The organism is Paraburkholderia sp. FT54 (assembly GCF_031585635.1).
GTDB lineage: Bacteria > Pseudomonadota > Gammaproteobacteria > Burkholderiales > Burkholderiaceae > Paraburkholderia.
Genome location: NZ_CP134196.1, coordinates 914,742 through 930,228, shown reverse-complemented (window position 1 = coordinate 930,228; position 15,487 = coordinate 914,742). Strand labels below are relative to the sequence as shown.

Sequence of the window (15,487 nt, the reverse complement as noted above, 5' to 3'; positions counted from 1 at the left end):
TCTGACTCGGCTTCTTGAGCTCAGGCCGCCTGCCTGTGGACGTCGGCATCGGCACCGACATCGGCGGATTGGCCTTGGCGCAGATGCAGCAGCCTGTAGCCGCTTTTATAAACCGGTTGCAGCCGGAATCCGTTTTGCGGCTCGATCTCGAGCAAAAGACGCAGCCGCGAGACGTGACTGTCGATCGTGCGGGTAAATTCGCGGAACTCGCGGCCCCAAACCATCGCGAAGATGTGATCGCGCGACATCACGCGGCCAATATTGGAGAAGAACAGCGACGCCAGCCGATACTGGGTGCCGGATAGCTGGACCGGCTGGCCGCGCAGCATGACGAGCTGACGGTGCGTATCGAAGTGGTACGGCCCGACGTCGAAACTCGCGGTGCTGGACCGGTCCGGATACGCCCGCCGCAGCAGCGCCGCGACCCGCTCGCGGAACTCGGCTGCGCGCAGCGGCAACGCCACATAGTCGTCCGCGCCGGCGACAAACGCGCGCACGATGTTTTCCTCCGCCGTGTCCGTCGATGCGAACATGACCGGCAGACGATCGCCGCCCACCGCGCGCGCCGCGCGCAAAACCTCGGTGCCGGAAAGGCGCAGGCCCTGCCAGTCGAGCACGAGCAGATCCACGGTGGAGCGCGCGAGCGTTCTCGACATGCTCAGGCCGTCGTCGAAGGCCGTGCAGGTATGGCTGGCGTTCGTCAAGACCTTTTCGATCGACTGACGCATGACCAGGTCACGCTGAAGAATGGCAATACGCATGGGATAACTCTTAACTGATAGCTCGGACGCGATTCTCAGAGGCGGGCCCGTTCCATCCCATAGGAGCAATCCTAATTTACATATGAATCGAACCTCGCTGACAGCGCCGCATCACATTCCTCCCTACGCTTGCGACAGATCTTAAGGCGCCGTCTGCATTGCTACTGAAGAAACACATTCGGGGAACTTTTTCCAATCCAATTAAGCACTTCCCGAAGTGTTTGGCTTCCATCCTGTAAAATCCTCGCCTGGCCCCAGTCGTCATCGCGCTTGCCCTACCCGGGCCGGTGCGCGGTGTCCCGTGCTCTACCCAGCGCTTGCCACACTTCTCGCCCGACGACCGCCGTAGTTCCACGCGCTACGTGTGGCTCCCAATTCAAAACAAGACACAAGCAATGCAAGCGACAAATCTGGGTGGAGCGCAGGCTGTCACCCCACGCCCTCTTGGGCGCAGCGATTACAAGACGCTCGGACTCGCCGCCCTCGGCGGGGCGCTGGAGTTCTACGACTTCATCATTTTCGTGTTCTTTGCGCCGGCGATAGGCCAGCTATTCTTCCCGGCAGCCATGCCGGACTGGCTGCGTCAGGTGCAGACCTTTGGCATCTTCGCTGCGGGTTATCTGGCGCGGCCGCTCGGCGGCATCATCATGGCGCATTTCGGCGACCTGTTCGGCCGCAAGCGGATGTTTACGCTGAGCGTGCTGCTGATGTCCGTGCCCACGCTGATGATGGGCCTGCTGCCGACCTACACGAGCATCGGCGTACTGGCGCCGGTCCTGCTGCTCCTGTTCCGCGTGATGCAAGGCGCGGCGGTCGGCGGCGAGGTGCCGGGCGCATGGGTGTTCGTCTCGGAGCACGTGCCGCAGCGGCACATCGGCTATGCGTGCGGCACGCTGACAGCCGGCCTCACGGCGGGCATCCTGCTCGGCTCGCTGATCGCCTCGGCGGTGAACCGCAACTTCGCGCCGGCGGAAATCTCCGCGTACGCGTGGCGCATTCCGTTCCTGGTGGGCGGCGTGTTCGGCATGTTCTCGGTCTACCTGCGCCGCTGGCTGCATGAGACGCCGGTGTTCGCCGAACTCAAGCAGCGCAAGGCGATTGCCGCCGAAGTGCCGCTCAAGGCCGTGCTGCGCGACCACGGCCGCGCCGTGATCGTCTCGATGCTGCTCACGTGGATGCTCTCGGCCGCGATCGTCGTGGTCATCCTGATGACGCCGACGCTGCTGCAAAAGCAGTTCCACATCGCGCCGGCCACCGCATTGCTGGCGAACTGCGTGGCGACGCTGTGCCTGACGATCGGCTGCGTGATGGCGGGCTCGATTGCCGGCCGCATTGGCGCGGGCCGCACGATTTTCATCGGCGGCCTCGCGCTGGCGGCGACGTACTACGTGATGTTCCAGCAGCTCGCCGTCGACACCTCCACGCTGGTGCCGCTGTACGCGGTGGCGGGCCTGTTCGTCGGCGTGATCGGCGCGATTCCATTCGTGATGGTCAAGGCGTTCCCGCCGGTGGTGCGCTTCTCGGGTATTTCGTTCTCGTACAACGTGGCGTACGCCGTGTTCGGCGGCCTCACGCCGGTCGCCGTGTCGCTCATGATGAAGTCCAACCCGATGGCCGCGCCGATGTACGTCGGCGCGATCTGCATTCTCGGGGCATTGACCACGTTGTTCATCAAGGACGCGCCGCACAAGCTCTGATCGGCGGCTTCCGCCTCGCAACGACGGCGCGCCATACGGCGCGCCGTTTTTGTTCGCGTCGGCTTCGACGCACGCCGCACGTGCGGCGACATCCACACTTCACGCCGCTCCGAAACATGGTGCGCTGCATCGGATCTACGATGTGTCGCATGAACTCCTCGAATTTCCCCCGCTCGTCCGCACTCGGCCGTGTTCTCGCGACGGTCAGTGTCGGCTTCGTCGTCACGCAACTCGACGTGACCATCGTCAATATCGCGTTGCCGAGAATCGGCGCGGATCTGCATGCGAATGTCACGGGCCTGCAATGGGTCGTCGATGCTTACACGCTCGCCTTCGCCGTACTGATGCTGTCCGCCGGCGCGCTCGGCGACCGCTTCGGCGCGCGGCGCCTGTATGCGGCCGGCATCGTGCTGTTCGCGCTGGCGTCGCTCGCCTGCGGCCTCGCCCTCGACGCCACCATGCTGGTTGCGGCGCGCGCGCTGCAAGGCGTCGGCGCCGCCGCCATGCTGCCGAACTCGCTGGCGCTGCTCAATCAGTCGTACGGACACGATCCCAAGCTGCGGGCGCGCGCAGTCGGGCTGTGGACCGCGGCGGGCGCGATTGCGATCGCGGCGGGGCCGGTGGCCGGCGGCCTGCTGATCGCGGCGTTCGGCTGGCGCAGCATCTTTCTCGTCAATCTGCCGATCTGCGCCGCCGGCTTTCTGGCGACCTTGCTATGGGTGCCGCAGCCCGAGGCCACGACGCCGCGTCAAGGTCGGCAATCGGCGTCAGCCACCGAGCGTGACACGAATCCATGTCGCATCGATCTGAGCGGCCAGTGTCTTGCCGTCGTCGCGCTGACCGCGTTCGTCGCCGCCGTGATCGAATGGCGGCCGCTGGGGCTCGGTCACCCGCTCGTGGCCGGCGGCTTCGTGCTTGCGCTGATCGCAGCGGGCGCCTTTATCGTGGTGGAGTCGCGCGTCGCGGCGCCAATGCTGCCGCTCTCACTCTTCAGCAAGCGCTCCTTCAGCGTCGCGGTGCTGTTCGGCATCTGCGTGAATCTGACCTATTACGGCATGGTGTTCGTGCTGAGCCTGTATTTGCAGCGTGTGCGTGGCTATACGCCGTTGCAGGCGGGTCTCGCCTTCCTGCCGTTGACGGGCGGCTTTCTGCTGTCGAATGTGGCGAGCGGCTGGGTGGTCGGCCGCTTCGGCGTACGCTTGCCGATGATCGCGGGCGCGATCACGGCCGGGCTCGGCTACGGCCTGCTGCATTTCGTCGACGCCAGCACGCCGCTCATCGGCCTGCTGCTGCCGTTCCTTCTGATTCCGTCTGGCATGGGCCTGGCGGTCCCCGCGATGACCACCGCCGTGCTGGCCTCGACGAACGCGGTACGCGCCGGCACGGCTTCCGCCGTCTTGAATACGGCGCGGCAGGCAGGGGGCGCGGTTGGCGTGGCGGCCTTCGGTGCACTGGCGAGCGGCGCGGCCGCCGCGCAGATCGTCCCGGGCATGCGGGCGTCGACCGCCGTATCCGTCGGTTTGCTCGTGATCGGCGGCGTGCTGAGCTGCCTCGTGCATCCACAGCCGCAGTCATCTGATTCGGCTCATCGTCATGCGGGCCGCGAACGGGTCGGCGAATCGCGCTGAGCGTGGACCCGCCCTGTATCGTTCGCGCAAAAAATCGCCCCCGCGATGCTTGCGCATGGCGGGGGTTTTACCTGTGTAGTCCACCGGTAGCAGGCTACGACGCCAAACCGTTAAAGCTTATAGCGACGCTTCCTGGATCGTGCCGGTGTCGATGGCGCGCTCGATCAGCCCTTCGTTTTGCGCCTTCGTGATGGCGTCGGCGATTAGCTTTTCCGGTTCCTCGATCTCGGCCTTGATCGTGCTGATGAGCCCGGACGCATCCAGAACCACCAGCGTCTTCGCCGAATCGGCCAGACTGATAATCACTCGATGCGGCGTAGGCCCTTCACCAAGACTCGCACACAACTGCGTGACCTTGCCGCCAATGGTTTGCTCAAAACTTTGAATCATTATTTGCTCCCTTGGTTACAGCCAGAATCGAAAGCGACTCACACAGACTACCTCAACCGCCGCATCAAAGACCGAGTCCGCCGCGCGGCGCTCGTGCACCGTCGATACTGATGCGGCCCGCGCCGGTCACGAACAGCAGCAGGAAACCACCGGCAATGCCGATGTTCTTCCAGAAATGGATCACCGTGTCGCGTTGCAAGGCGGCGTCGGTGACATTCCAGAAATCGTGGCCCAGCACCGCCGCCGCCACCGTGTACACCGCCAGGATGAGCGCGAGCGGACGCACCTTGAAGCCGACGATCAGCAACAGACCGCCGAGCGCCTCGACTGCCGTTGCAACCGGCGCGGCGATCTGTACGAACGGCACGCCCTTCGCATGCAGGTAGCCGACAAAGCCCGCATAGCCCAGCAGTTTCATCACACCGCCCCACAGGAACAGCACGGCAAGCGCGATACGTGCGATGAGGATAACGCTGGAATCGACGGGACGCGACATGAGGGGCTCCTGTAAATGAATAAGCAGCAGACCCGGCTACGCGGCCGCAGTTCCCCGCTTTGCACCTGAGAATATGTGCATTGCCCGCCTTTTCCAAGCTCGGGCCAGGGTCAGCGGCGCGAGACGCACCGCATATCGGGAAGGAAAAGGTGTCCGGGCGGGCCGCTCGTTATCGGCCGCGCCTTGCATGCCGCGGACGGATCGCCGCTGTGGTCATGCTTGAGGATACGTCGCGACTTCGATCAGATTGCCGTCCGGATCGCGGCAATACACCGAGGTCATCCTGCCGCGCGCGCCGTCGCGCTCCACCGGTCCGGCCTCGATTTCGACGCCTTGAGCGAGCCAATGCGCCTTGACATCGGCCGGGCTCGTGGTCGTGACAAAACACAGATCGGCGCTGCCGGGTATCGGCTCGCGGCCAGTGAACCACGCGACGGTGTCGGCCGTCGCAGGACGCAGATTGATCTTCTGATTGCCGTAGGTCATCGCTACCCGCATGCCGGTGCGCGACTGGAACTCGGTGCGCCGCATGCCGAGCATGCGCGCATACCACGCCGCGCTGACTTCCACCTCCGCGACGTTCAGAACGAGATGATCGAGACTGTCTATCGAGAAGCTCATGGTTTTCGTCACCGTGAAGTGAGGCGATGCGCCGTGGCGGATCAGGCCGGTCCGCCGACAACGGCCAGACGAAAAGTTAGCACGTGCGCGAGCTTCGCGTGCGGCGGCCGCCACGATGCGCTCTCATGGCTTCGCACCGCAATGGAACTGAGGAAGTTACGACTGAGGCGCGTCCGGCGCGAGCAGAACGCCCTTCGTGAAGACGAAGCAACCATAGCCGCGCGCTTCGCCGGTCGCGATCACGCAATACGCTTTGCGCGCGCGTTCATAAAACGCAAACCGCTCGATTGACGCAAACGGCACGTCGCGCCCTTCCGCGGCGTTGACCTCGACTTGTGCCTCGCGTTGCACGGCCGGAATCGTGTGCGGCTCGCCCACCACTTCCATGCGCGACGCGGGATGCTCGATGAACGTGTCCAGCGGCATCACCGACAGCACCGCGCGAATCGCCCGCGGCGCGCTCACGCCGTCGAGCCGCAGCACTTTGCCCAGCACGCTCTCGCGCGCCACCGAGTCGCCGGGAAAATTGGCGTCGCAAATGACGAGTTCGTCGCCATGGCCCATCGCGCGTAGCGCATGCAATATGTCGGCGTTCAGCAGAGGGTCCAGATTCTTCAGCACGGTGTCTCCTTATGGTCCGGTTGGCGGCTGACCGCCGGGGTTTGGACGTTGGTTATCGGGTGGCGCGAAGCGTTCCGTTCACGCCCGCGTTCGAGTCGGGCTGAAGCGGCAGGTGCCCGGCTCGACGAAAGCGTGTGTGCGCTTCGCATCGCATTCCAGCGGACGATTGTAGCAAGCAACGTCGCGTGCATCTGTCGGGGGAAGTTCGCGGCGGCTGCACGCTGCGTTGCCGCAGCCGGTCGTCGGCCGGACGTTGCACATCGCTGGCAAAATCGCGGCGCCGCCGCACTGCCAGCGCAGCCAGCCGACCAACGCCAGCAGCACGAAACCCGCGCCGCCCAACACCGGCTCGCGCCAGCCCAGCAGCGCGATGAACATGAAGGCGCGCGCGCCGGCGAGCAGCGCGAAGCCGGCGATGGCGCTCGACAGCGCGTCGACGGCGCCCGACAGGCGCGCAAATGCGATAGCCGTTTGGGGCGCCGTGGCGACAGCGGGCTCGTGCATGATTGTCTCCGTCAAAGAGGCGGTGCTCAGGCGCCGTCCGGCACCTGGTCGAGGAAGCCGGTAACGGCCTGCAAGCGTCCATGTGGATCGACCACGCCGAAGTCGGATCCCTTAACGATCGCGTCGCCCGCGGGCGTGGTCAGTTCCCACGAGAAGCGCAGCCGGTCGGCAAAGCCGTCGACCTGGCCCGTACGACGAAACGTGTGATGCGGGAAGCGCTCGTGCACCGCGCGGATCATCGCGTCGATGCCGTCGCGGCCCGCGCCTGCCAGCAGCGGGTCGCGATAGTCGGCGTCGACGCTCCATGTCGCGGCGATCAACTCGCGACGGCGCGTGCCATCGGTTTCATTCCATGCGTCGAAATAACGGTCGATCAGATCGGTATGCGCGTTCATCTCAAGACTCCTTCATTGGCATGACTGAGCACTACGCTCGACAGACACGTTCTGTACGGCGGGCTCGCAGTGAAGATTGACGGCTTGGGCGCGGTGTGTCGATTACGTGAGAGGTAAGCATTCGCGCGCTTCGTTGTTCGCCGGATTGGCCATCCGGCCGAGTCGTCAGCCGTGGCGGCAAGCGCTAACCTCGTGTGCCAAATGGCGGCCGCGCGGCGCCGGCGCGCGGCATATGACGTACTCAACCGACACGGACACGGGGGCGCTTTTCAATATGGTTTTCACACTTGCAAGACCGTATCCACAAGGATACAATTCTCAGCAGATCGGTTCACCACCTGTGTACGAGGTCAACCGCACCGAGGAATTCGACGCATGGCTTGCACGGCTCGCGGACTTACGGGCGAGGGCAAAGATACTCGTGCGGATCCGGCGTGCGGAACGCGGGCATTTCGGCGACGTGAAATTGCTGGAAGACGGTGTATCCGAAATGCGCATCGACTGCGGCCCGGGCTATCGGGTCTACTTCGCGCGTGAAGGGCGTATGGTGTATCTGCTGCTCTGCGGTGGCGACAAGTCCACCCAGCCGGCCGATATCAAGCATGCCAAAACAATGTGGGAAGCAATCAAAGAGGAACTGTCATGAGCAAGATCAAAACCGCACGGTTCGACGCGTCACACTACCTCGACAGCGAGGAAGTGATCGCTGAGTATCTCAACGCCGCGCTCGAAGAAGGCGACGCCGACGTCCTGCTCGCTGCAATCGCCGACATCGCCAAAGCGCGCGGTATCGCCAAGGTTGCGGCAGACGCCGGACTCGGGCGCGAAAGCCTCTACAAGACCCTCGCGCCCGGTTCCAAACCGCGCATGGACACAGTGTTCAAGCTGCTGCGCGCGCTCGGCGTCAAACTCAACGCGGTGCCGGAAGGCGTGGCGGCGGCGTGAGTCGCGTTTCCTGGTCTGCCGGCTACGCAGGCCGGTACGTTGGATTGGCTGCGCTGTCGGGCGTGTTTCCGGGGATTCGTAGGCGTGGCCGGGGGTATTCCGGGGTATTCCGGGGTATTCCATTACCTCTCAGGTAATGGATCGCTCGCGCGGTTTGGCTATCATCGGTGGCATGAACACACTCTCTCTTGCGCAAACCGTCCCGTCGCATGTGCCGGCGGCCAGCCGCACAGTCGGCGATCTGCTGCGCGAATGGCGCCAGCGGCGAAGAATGAGCCAGTTGCTGCTTGCCGCTGAAGCCGATATTTCGACCCGGCATTTGAGCTTCGTCGAATCAGGTCGCGCGGTACCGAGCCGGGAAATGGTCATGCATCTTGCCGAACGGCTCGACGTGCCGCTGCGCGCACGCAATGCACTGCTGGTCGCAGCAGGTTATGCGCCGCTGTTCCGTGAGCGCCCGCTATCGGATCCGCAGTTGGCCGCCGCGCGCGAGGCCGTCGAGTTGGTGCTGAAGGGACACGAGCCGTACCCGGCACTCGCCATCGACCGGCACTGGACCATCATTGCCGCGAACAACGCGCTCGCGCCTCTCCTGACCGGCGCCAGTCCGGAACTGCTGAAGCCGCCGGTCAATGCGCTGCGCCTGAGCTTGCATCCGGAAGGTATCGCGGCGTCGATAGTCAATTGGCATGCCTGGCGCGAGCACATACTCGCTCGCCTGCAGCGGCAAATCGACGTAAGCGGCGACGACACGCTGAGCGCGCTGCGCGAGGAACTGGCCGCGTATCCGGCACCGCCGGGCGCCGAGGCGGCCGAACACGAGAACGGCGCCGTCAATCAGATCGCAGTGCCGTTGCGGCTGCGCACGCCGATCGGCGTGCTGTCGTTTTTCAGCACGACCACGGTATTTGGCACACCGGTCGACGTGACGCTCTCAGAGCTCGCCATCGAAGCGTTCTTTCCCGCCGATCAGCAAACCGCGGCGGCGTTGCGCGAATTCAGCGAGAACCAACGCGCGGAGGCGGCACGCTAACCGTGGCCTGACTGTAGAAGGCGCGGCACACTCGTGCATCGAGCACTTGTCGTTTCATTCGTTGGATTTACGCGGAGAGATGCACTTGAACGACAACGCCGTACTCGTCCGCCAGCTCGGTCCCGACGATCGTGACGACTACTTCAAGCTTCGCCTGCGTGGACTGAGGGCGCATCCGGATTCGTTCGGCCAGAGTTACGAGGAAGCGCTCGCCAAAGGCGTGTCACAACACGATGCAATGCTGAAGGGCTTGCATGCGGCTGAAGGCGATTTTTTGCTCGGCGCGTACGCATCGGCCGGAGCGCCGTTGATCGGCGTGGTTGGACTGATCCGCAACCCAGGCGACAAGCAGCGGCACAAAGCTGCAGTGATCGGCATGTATGTCGCGCCGGAAGCCGCGGGCCGTGGCATCGGGCGCGCGTTGCTCGACGAATTGCTGGCGCGGGCCTCGCGCGTGTCCGGTCTGCGGCAAATCCAGTTGCTGGTCGGCAGCCGTAACGAAACCGCGAGAAGACTGCATGAGTCGTTCGGCTTTCGAAAATACGGCTGCGAGGTCGGCGCGTTGAATGTCGGCGGTGTGTTTCATGATGCGGATCTGATGGCCCTGTTTATCCAATAGAAATAGATAGTGGCGCCACGGCGGCCGGTTGTCTGACAGGCCCGCTGCCGGCTGCTCAACGTCACGCAGCCCACACGCCGATAACAACGGACACCAAAGACCCCGTCCCTGCCGCCCTATTCGACCGCCCTGCCTTAGCAGCCGATCCGTGCTATCTTTTTCCTCCACCTCTTTTCCACTGCCTTTCCGCTACGCCCGCCCCGAAAACGGCCCTCCATTCGCCCTCGGGCGGCCTTCGACCCGTCGCTTGTCAGTCAACTCACTCATGTCCGACCTCTCCGCTTCGCTTCCGCGCGCGCCACGCCGTTTCGATATCAATCCGAAACCGCTCGGCGCCGCGCTCGTTCTGATCGCGCTCGGCGCCGTTTATCTGGCGCAGACCGTCAGTGGCCGCCAGGCGGCGCTCTATCTTGTCGGCGCCCTGCTCGGCATGTCGCTTTATCACGCGGCATTCGGCTTCACTTCGGCGTGGCGGGTTTTTATCGCCGACGGCCGCGGCGCCGGCCTGCGCGCCCAGATGCTGATGCTCGCGCTCGGCGTGTTGCTGTTTTTCCCGGCGCTCCAGGCCGGCACGCTGTTCGGCCGCCCGGTAGTCGGGCTGGTCGCGCCGGCGGGCACGTCCGTGCTGGTCGGGGCCTTCATGTTCGGCATCGGCATGCAACTGGGCGGCGGCTGCGCGTCCGGCACGCTGTACACCGTGGGTGGCGGCAGCACCCGCATGATCGTCACGTTGGCGGCGTTCGTGGTGGGTTCGGTCGTTGCGACCGCGCACATGCCGTTCTGGACCGCATTGCCGTCGCTCAAACCGCTGTCGATGTTGACCACGCTCGGCGCCGGCTGGGCCATCGTGCTGAACCTGATCGTTTTCGCGGCCATCGCGGCACTGACCGTTCTGGTCGAACGGCGCCGCCATGGTCAACTGGTCAATGAGCCGCCGCGCCAGCCGCATACGTCGCCATGGCTGCACGGCCCGTGGCCGCTGTTCGTCGGCGCGATTGCGCTGGTTCTGCTCAACTTCGCGACACTGGCGCTCTCCGGGCGCCCGTGGGGCGTGACGTCGGCGTTCGCGCTTTGGGGCGCCAAACTCTTTGCCGCGCTCGGAATCGATGTGGCCGATTGGCCCTATTGGGCCGCCCATGCCAACGCGGGATCCCTCGCCGCCCCCGTTACACATGACGTGACTTCGGTGATGGATATCGGCATCGTGCTCGGTGCGATGGCGGCCGCGGCGCTGGCCGGACGTTACGCGCCAGTGTGGAAAGTGCCGGCTCGCTCGCTGATCGCGGCGGTGGTCGGCGGCCTGATGCTGGGCTACGGAGCCCGCCTGGCCTACGGTTGTAACATCGGTGCCTACTTCAGCGGGATCGTGTCAGGCAGCTTGCACGGCTGGCTTTGGCTGGTCGCTGCCTTCGCCGGGAACGTGCTGGGCACGCGACTGCGGCCGGCGTTCGGTCTCGAGGTCGAACGCGTTCGCTCCACCGGCTGCTAGACGTCACGCAGGAAGTTACAAATACGGCCTCGTTTGTAACCGGGGCCGTACCAATCTGTTACACATCTGGTTTGTCCCCATAGCGGCGCCCAAAGCCGGTATTTATTACTCTATATTGCGCTCGCTTTCTGTTTCCTTTCCGAGTCGGACGGGAATTACCGATCAGCGGACAGCCCGCGACATTTTCCCGGCCAAACAAGCGGAAGTCCCGCGATACAAGGGTTTCCATGGATCAGACAAAAATCCCCGATAGCGGAAAATCTGCTAAGCATCGTCTATTACAGGACCGTGAAAGAGTTACCGAAAATTGATGTATCTTTTTGAGATATTTTTTTGAGAAGGGATTGATTTCTTGTTTTGCCCTTCATACAATTCGACCCAAGCTGTTACGAAATGTAACGCGATGTATCAAAAGGTCGCTGTCTGTATCAGGTGGTGACACGTAGCCGGAGGACAACGTTTCCGGCGAGGCACAAAAGACATAACGGCAAAAAATGCCGACATAGTAATTCGGGGCTTCGGAAAACACAGAAAATGGACCGTAGCAGCGAGACGCTGGATTCAATCCGCGAGATTAACTTGTCTTACATCATGCTCGCGCAACGTATGTTGCGTGAGGACAAACCGGTCGGCATGTTCCGGCTGGGACTGTCGTCGGAACTGGCTGATTTGCTTGCTGGGCTGTCGCTCGCGCAGATCGTCAAGCTGGCCGCTTCCGATCAGCTTTTGTGCTTCTTCCGCTTCAACGACCACTCGATGTTGTCGGCGTTGACGCAAACGACGAAGCACACCGCAGTTGCACCGACTCATGCGGCGATCCTGCTTGCAGGCCAGCCGGCTGAACAGTTCGCTTAATCGAGGTGACTGCGATGCTCAAGCGTAGCCTGACGGAAGACGCACAGGAAGTATTCCGCGCCATTGCGCTGATCGAGCTGGGCGCGCGCATGCAGGTGCTCGAGAGTGAATTGACGCTCTCGCGCGACCGCATGATCCGCCTGTATCGTGAGGTCAAGGGCGTATCGCCGCCGAAGGGCATGCTGCCGTTCTCGGCGGACTGGTATATGACGTGGCTGGCGAACATCCACGCGTCGTTGTTTTACAACACATACCTGTTCCTGAAGAACGAAGCGCGTTGCTCGCATCTGGATGCGCTGACCAAAGGATATCGGCTGTATCTGGAACACTGCCAGCACAGCGAAACCGAACCGGTGCTGGATTTGACGCGTGCGTGGACGCTGGTCCGTTTCTTCGACGCCGACATTCTGCAATTGACCAAATGCTGCCGTTGCACCGGCAAGTTCGTGGCACACAAACACGACCTGCAGCATAACGTGGTGTGCGGCGCGTGCCAGCCGCCGTCGCGTGCCGGCAAGACGAAGAAAGCCGCGGCGGCCCGCCAGGAAGCGCTCGAAGCAGCGCAGATCGCGCAAGCAGCGTGATCGCATCGATGAGGGCAGGTCCAGCCCGAATCGAACCGAAGTCTTGATTAGAAAGTCCGCCTCCGCGCGGACTTTTTTTTCGTCCCATTCGCGCCGGCGGTCGGCGTCGACACACAGCACGCGGCAAAGGGCCGCTTCAGCCAGCCAATCCCACCGTCTGCACCACCAGCCACAGATTCGCCGCGCTGATCACCACGAAAAGCGTCCACGCGACGAACCGCGTCAGCAGCGTGTTGGCGAATTCGCCCATCAACGAACGATCACTGGTCATGCGGATCAACGGATAAAGGGCAAACGGCAATTGCAGGCTCAACACGACCTGGCTGGCGACCAGCAGTTTGCCGACCGCGCCGTTACCCATCATCTGCACGCCGATCAGCGCGGGGATCAAGGCGAGTGCCCGCGTAATGAAGCGCCGCTGCCAGCACGGAATTTTCAGCTTCAGAAAGCCCTCCATGATGACCTGCCCCGCCACCGTGCCGGTGAAGGTCGAGCTTTGTCCCGAGGCGAGCAAGGTCACGGCGAACAACACCGCCGCGAAACCGGTGCCGACGACGGGCGCAAGCAGCTTGTAGGCGTCTTCGATTTCGGTGACCTGATTGTGGCCGGTGGCATGGAACGCTGCGGCGGCGAGAATCAGGATCGCCATGTTGATCAGCAGCGCGAGCACCAGCGACACGATCGTATCGAGGCGCGACATGCCGATCGCCGATCTGATGCTGGCGGAGTCACGCTTTACCGCCCGCGTCTGCACGATCGACGAATGCAGATAGAGGTTATGCGGCATCACCGTCGCGCCGAGAATGCCGATCGCCAGATACATGGGTTCGCGCGAGCTCAATGCCTGCCACGACGGGATCAGTCCCTGCGCGACCGACGGCCAATGCGGCTGCACCAGCGCGAGCTCGATGATGTATCCCACGCCGATGGTTGCGATCAGCCCGAGCATGATCGCTTCGAGATCGCGGAAATTCTTGCCTTTCAGGCCGAGCACGATCAACGTGTCGAATGCGGTCAGCAGCACGCCGGTGGTCAGCGAGCATTTGAATAGCAGATGAAAGGCGAGCGCGCCGCCCAGCACTTCGGCCAGATCGCAGGCTACGATCGACAGTTCCGCGAGCAGCCACTGAAAGCGCGCCACAGCCGGAGAATAACGATCTCTCGACAACTCCGCGAGATCGCGCCCGGTCGCGATGCCGAGGCGCATGCTCAGGCATTGCAGCGCCATCGCCGCGAGACTCGACAGCATGACAACGAACAACAGGCTGTAGCCATAGCGCGAGCCGGCTTCGATGTCGGTGGCCCAGTTGCCCGGGTCCATATAGCCGATCGAGATCAGCAGGCCGGGCCCCGCGAATTGCAGGATCTTTTTCCAGAAAGGGGCGCCTTGCGAGACGGCCACCGAGCCTTGCACCTCGGATGGGCAAAACGGCGCCGTTGCCGTGGTCGGTAATTTGAACTGCAATCCGGGAATCTCTTGAAGGGGATAAAACGCGGCGCACCGTGCGGGCCGCCGCAAACCGCCTCAAGTGTACAAAGAAACCTCGGGCAGTGCGCCGGTGAGCGCGTATCGCCCGACGTCGCGCACGCGATAGTCGAGCGGATCATGCAGCGTATGCACGCGGGCGTTACGCCAGAAACGATCGAGCGCGAGCGGTGCGTGTGTCGCACGGGCGCCACAGGCGTCGAACAGTTTTTCGCTGACGTCGAGCGCGGCGCGGTGCGCGACGATCTTCGCCTCCGACGTGGCGAGCGCAACCTGCGCGCGCGTTTCCGCGGAAAGCGCCGGACCCTGCTGCCACGCGTCCTCAAGCAGCCACGCCGCACGGGTGGCCAGCGCTTCGGCGCTCACCGCCTGCAGGCGCATCTCGCCGAAACGCTGGATCAGGTAAGGATCGTCGGTGGCCTTGTCGACGCCGGAATAGATCCACGCCTTGCCGTGCCGCGTGACGTAGGCGCGCGCTTCGTCGAGCGCGCCTTGTGCGATGCCCACGAACAGATTGGTCAGCACCTGCTGCGAAATCAGCGTGCGCAAACTCGCGTGCGGCGTGTCGGGCCGCACCATCACTTCGTGCGGTTCGACCCTGACGCGCACGAAGGACACGCTGCCGCTGTCGGTCTGCCGCTGGCCAATCGGGTTCCAGTCCTCGTGAACGGTGATACCTTCGCGCGTGGTCGGCACCACGCCGAACACCGGTTGGCCGCTGAGCGGATCGTGCCCGGATACCGTCATCATCTGCGAGCCGCGCGTGCCGGAGCAAAAGCCCTTCTGGCCATCGAGCAGATAGCCGCCGTCGCCGGTTGCGCTTGCAACGAGTCGCGTGTCGAGCGGATTGACGGCGTTGCCCCACCACCATCGTCCTTCGACTGTGCCGCGCAGATAGCGGGCACGTTGTTCCGGATTGCCCCATACATTGACGCTGACTACCTGCAAGCAGGTGAAGCCCAACAGATGCGCGAGCGCGCTGTCCACCTGCGCGATCTTGCGGATCGTCTCGTAGATGTCGGGCCAACGCGCGCCGAGCCCGCCGAATTCGCGCGGCACCGCGAGCGTGAGCAGTCCCACGTCGGCGATCCATTGTTTCTCCTGCGCGGCGTGGCCGCCATCCAGATCGCGCTGTGCGGCGGTCGCGCGCAACGCGTCGAGCAAACCCGCGAGATCGCGCACCCCGGGCGCGGCGAATGCCTGAGGCGTTTGCAACGCATCGGCATGACGAGGATCGTTCATGCAATTTCCACGTAAAGAGTGATTCGGCGAGCGGCCGCAAGCGCAACGCTTTCGGCGTGGAATGCCGTAGCTAGCATGATAGGCGGTGATGCGAGAGCCGCAAACAGGCGCCGCTATTCTT

General features: G+C 63.6%; 18 protein-coding genes. 9 read left to right on the top strand and 9 right to left on the bottom strand.

What is annotated here, in order from left to right; all coding sequences use genetic code 11:
• Window positions 1-20: 20 nt before the first annotated feature.
• On the bottom strand, window positions 21-761 hold the full coding sequence (locus RI103_RS23660; protein WP_310817997.1) for a response regulator transcription factor: 741 nt from the start codon (window positions 759-761) through the stop codon (window positions 21-23).
• A gap of 395 nt (window positions 762-1,156) precedes the next feature.
• Here RI103_RS23660 and RI103_RS23655 point away from each other — a divergent pair, with 395 nt between their 5' ends.
• Complete coding sequence (locus RI103_RS23655) at window positions 1,157-2,458, top strand: MFS transporter (protein WP_310817996.1); 1,302 nt, start codon at window positions 1,157-1,159, stop codon at window positions 2,456-2,458.
• A gap of 140 nt (window positions 2,459-2,598) precedes the next feature.
• A complete protein-coding gene (locus RI103_RS23650; RefSeq protein WP_409077025.1) occupies window positions 2,599-4,086 on the top strand; it encodes an MFS transporter in 1,488 nt (495 codons plus the stop codon).
• 117 nt (window positions 4,087-4,203) lie between these two features.
• Here the strand turns inward: RI103_RS23650 and RI103_RS23645 are convergent, their stop codons facing one another.
• From RI103_RS23645 to RI103_RS23620, 6 genes are all read right to left on the bottom strand, one after another.
• On the bottom strand, window positions 4,204-4,476 hold the full coding sequence (locus RI103_RS23645) for a hypothetical protein (protein WP_144140691.1): 273 nt from the start codon (window positions 4,474-4,476) through the stop codon (window positions 4,204-4,206).
• 64 nt (window positions 4,477-4,540) lie between these two features.
• On the bottom strand, window positions 4,541-4,972 hold the full coding sequence (locus RI103_RS23640; protein ID WP_310817993.1) for a DoxX family protein: 432 nt from the start codon (window positions 4,970-4,972) through the stop codon (window positions 4,541-4,543).
• A 213-nt stretch (window positions 4,973-5,185) separates the two neighbouring features.
• Window positions 5,186-5,593 (bottom strand): VOC family protein, encoded by a 408-nt coding sequence (locus tag RI103_RS23635; protein ID WP_310817992.1) that lies wholly within the window; start codon window positions 5,591-5,593, stop codon window positions 5,186-5,188.
• Between the two features lie 156 nt (window positions 5,594-5,749).
• Window positions 5,750-6,214, bottom strand: a complete 465-nt coding sequence (locus RI103_RS23630; RefSeq protein ID WP_310817990.1) for an RbsD/FucU domain-containing protein — start codon at window positions 6,212-6,214, stop codon at window positions 5,750-5,752.
• Between the two features lie 78 nt (window positions 6,215-6,292).
• On the bottom strand, window positions 6,293-6,718 hold the full coding sequence (locus RI103_RS39710) for a hypothetical protein (RefSeq protein WP_409077024.1): 426 nt from the start codon (window positions 6,716-6,718) through the stop codon (window positions 6,293-6,295).
• A 26-nt stretch (window positions 6,719-6,744) separates the two neighbouring features.
• On the bottom strand, window positions 6,745-7,113 hold the full coding sequence (locus RI103_RS23620; protein ID WP_310817989.1) for a nuclear transport factor 2 family protein: 369 nt from the start codon (window positions 7,111-7,113) through the stop codon (window positions 6,745-6,747).
• Between the two features lie 274 nt (window positions 7,114-7,387).
• Between RI103_RS23620 and RI103_RS23615 the strand changes: the two genes are divergently transcribed.
• The 7 genes from RI103_RS23615 (at window position 7,388) to flhC (ending at window position 12,638) form a co-directional block, all read left to right on the top strand.
• The gene (locus RI103_RS23615) at window positions 7,388-7,759 is read left to right on the top strand and encodes a type II toxin-antitoxin system RelE/ParE family toxin (RefSeq protein WP_310818554.1); all 372 of its coding nucleotides are present in this window, start codon (window positions 7,388-7,390) and stop codon (window positions 7,757-7,759) included.
• The gene (locus RI103_RS23610; protein ID WP_310817988.1) at window positions 7,756-8,058 is read left to right on the top strand and encodes an addiction module antidote protein; all 303 of its coding nucleotides are present in this window, start codon (window positions 7,756-7,758) and stop codon (window positions 8,056-8,058) included. The genes RI103_RS23615 and RI103_RS23610 overlap by 4 nt, the downstream gene beginning before the upstream one ends.
• Window positions 8,059-8,194: 136 nt before the next feature.
• The gene (locus RI103_RS23605; RefSeq protein ID WP_409077023.1) at window positions 8,195-9,091 is read left to right on the top strand and encodes a helix-turn-helix domain-containing protein; all 897 of its coding nucleotides are present in this window, start codon (window positions 8,195-8,197) and stop codon (window positions 9,089-9,091) included.
• A gap of 79 nt (window positions 9,092-9,170) precedes the next feature.
• Window positions 9,171-9,710: a GNAT family N-acetyltransferase gene (locus tag RI103_RS23600; RefSeq protein ID WP_310817984.1), complete on the top strand. Its 540-nt coding sequence runs from the start codon at window positions 9,171-9,173 to the stop codon at window positions 9,708-9,710.
• A 265-nt stretch (window positions 9,711-9,975) separates the two neighbouring features.
• Complete coding sequence (locus tag RI103_RS23595) at window positions 9,976-11,199, top strand: YeeE/YedE family protein (RefSeq protein WP_310817982.1); 1,224 nt, start codon at window positions 9,976-9,978, stop codon at window positions 11,197-11,199.
• Between the two features lie 534 nt (window positions 11,200-11,733).
• Window positions 11,734-12,054 (top strand): flagellar transcriptional regulator FlhD, encoded by a 321-nt coding sequence (gene flhD, locus RI103_RS23590; protein ID WP_007177882.1) that lies wholly within the window; start codon window positions 11,734-11,736, stop codon window positions 12,052-12,054.
• Window positions 12,055-12,068: 14 nt separating this feature from the next.
• On the top strand, window positions 12,069-12,638 hold the full coding sequence (gene flhC, locus RI103_RS23585; RefSeq protein ID WP_007177883.1) for a flagellar transcriptional regulator FlhC: 570 nt from the start codon (window positions 12,069-12,071) through the stop codon (window positions 12,636-12,638).
• 136 nt (window positions 12,639-12,774) lie between these two features.
• On the opposite strand, the gene RI103_RS23580 is transcribed toward flhC, so the two are convergent.
• Window positions 12,775-14,103: an Nramp family divalent metal transporter gene (locus tag RI103_RS23580; protein ID WP_310817980.1), complete on the bottom strand. Its 1,329-nt coding sequence runs from the start codon at window positions 14,101-14,103 to the stop codon at window positions 12,775-12,777.
• Between the two features lie 60 nt (window positions 14,104-14,163).
• The gene (locus RI103_RS23575; protein WP_310817978.1) at window positions 14,164-15,366 is read right to left on the bottom strand and encodes an acyl-CoA dehydrogenase family protein; all 1,203 of its coding nucleotides are present in this window, start codon (window positions 15,364-15,366) and stop codon (window positions 14,164-14,166) included.
• Window positions 15,367-15,487: the final 121 nt, after the last annotated feature.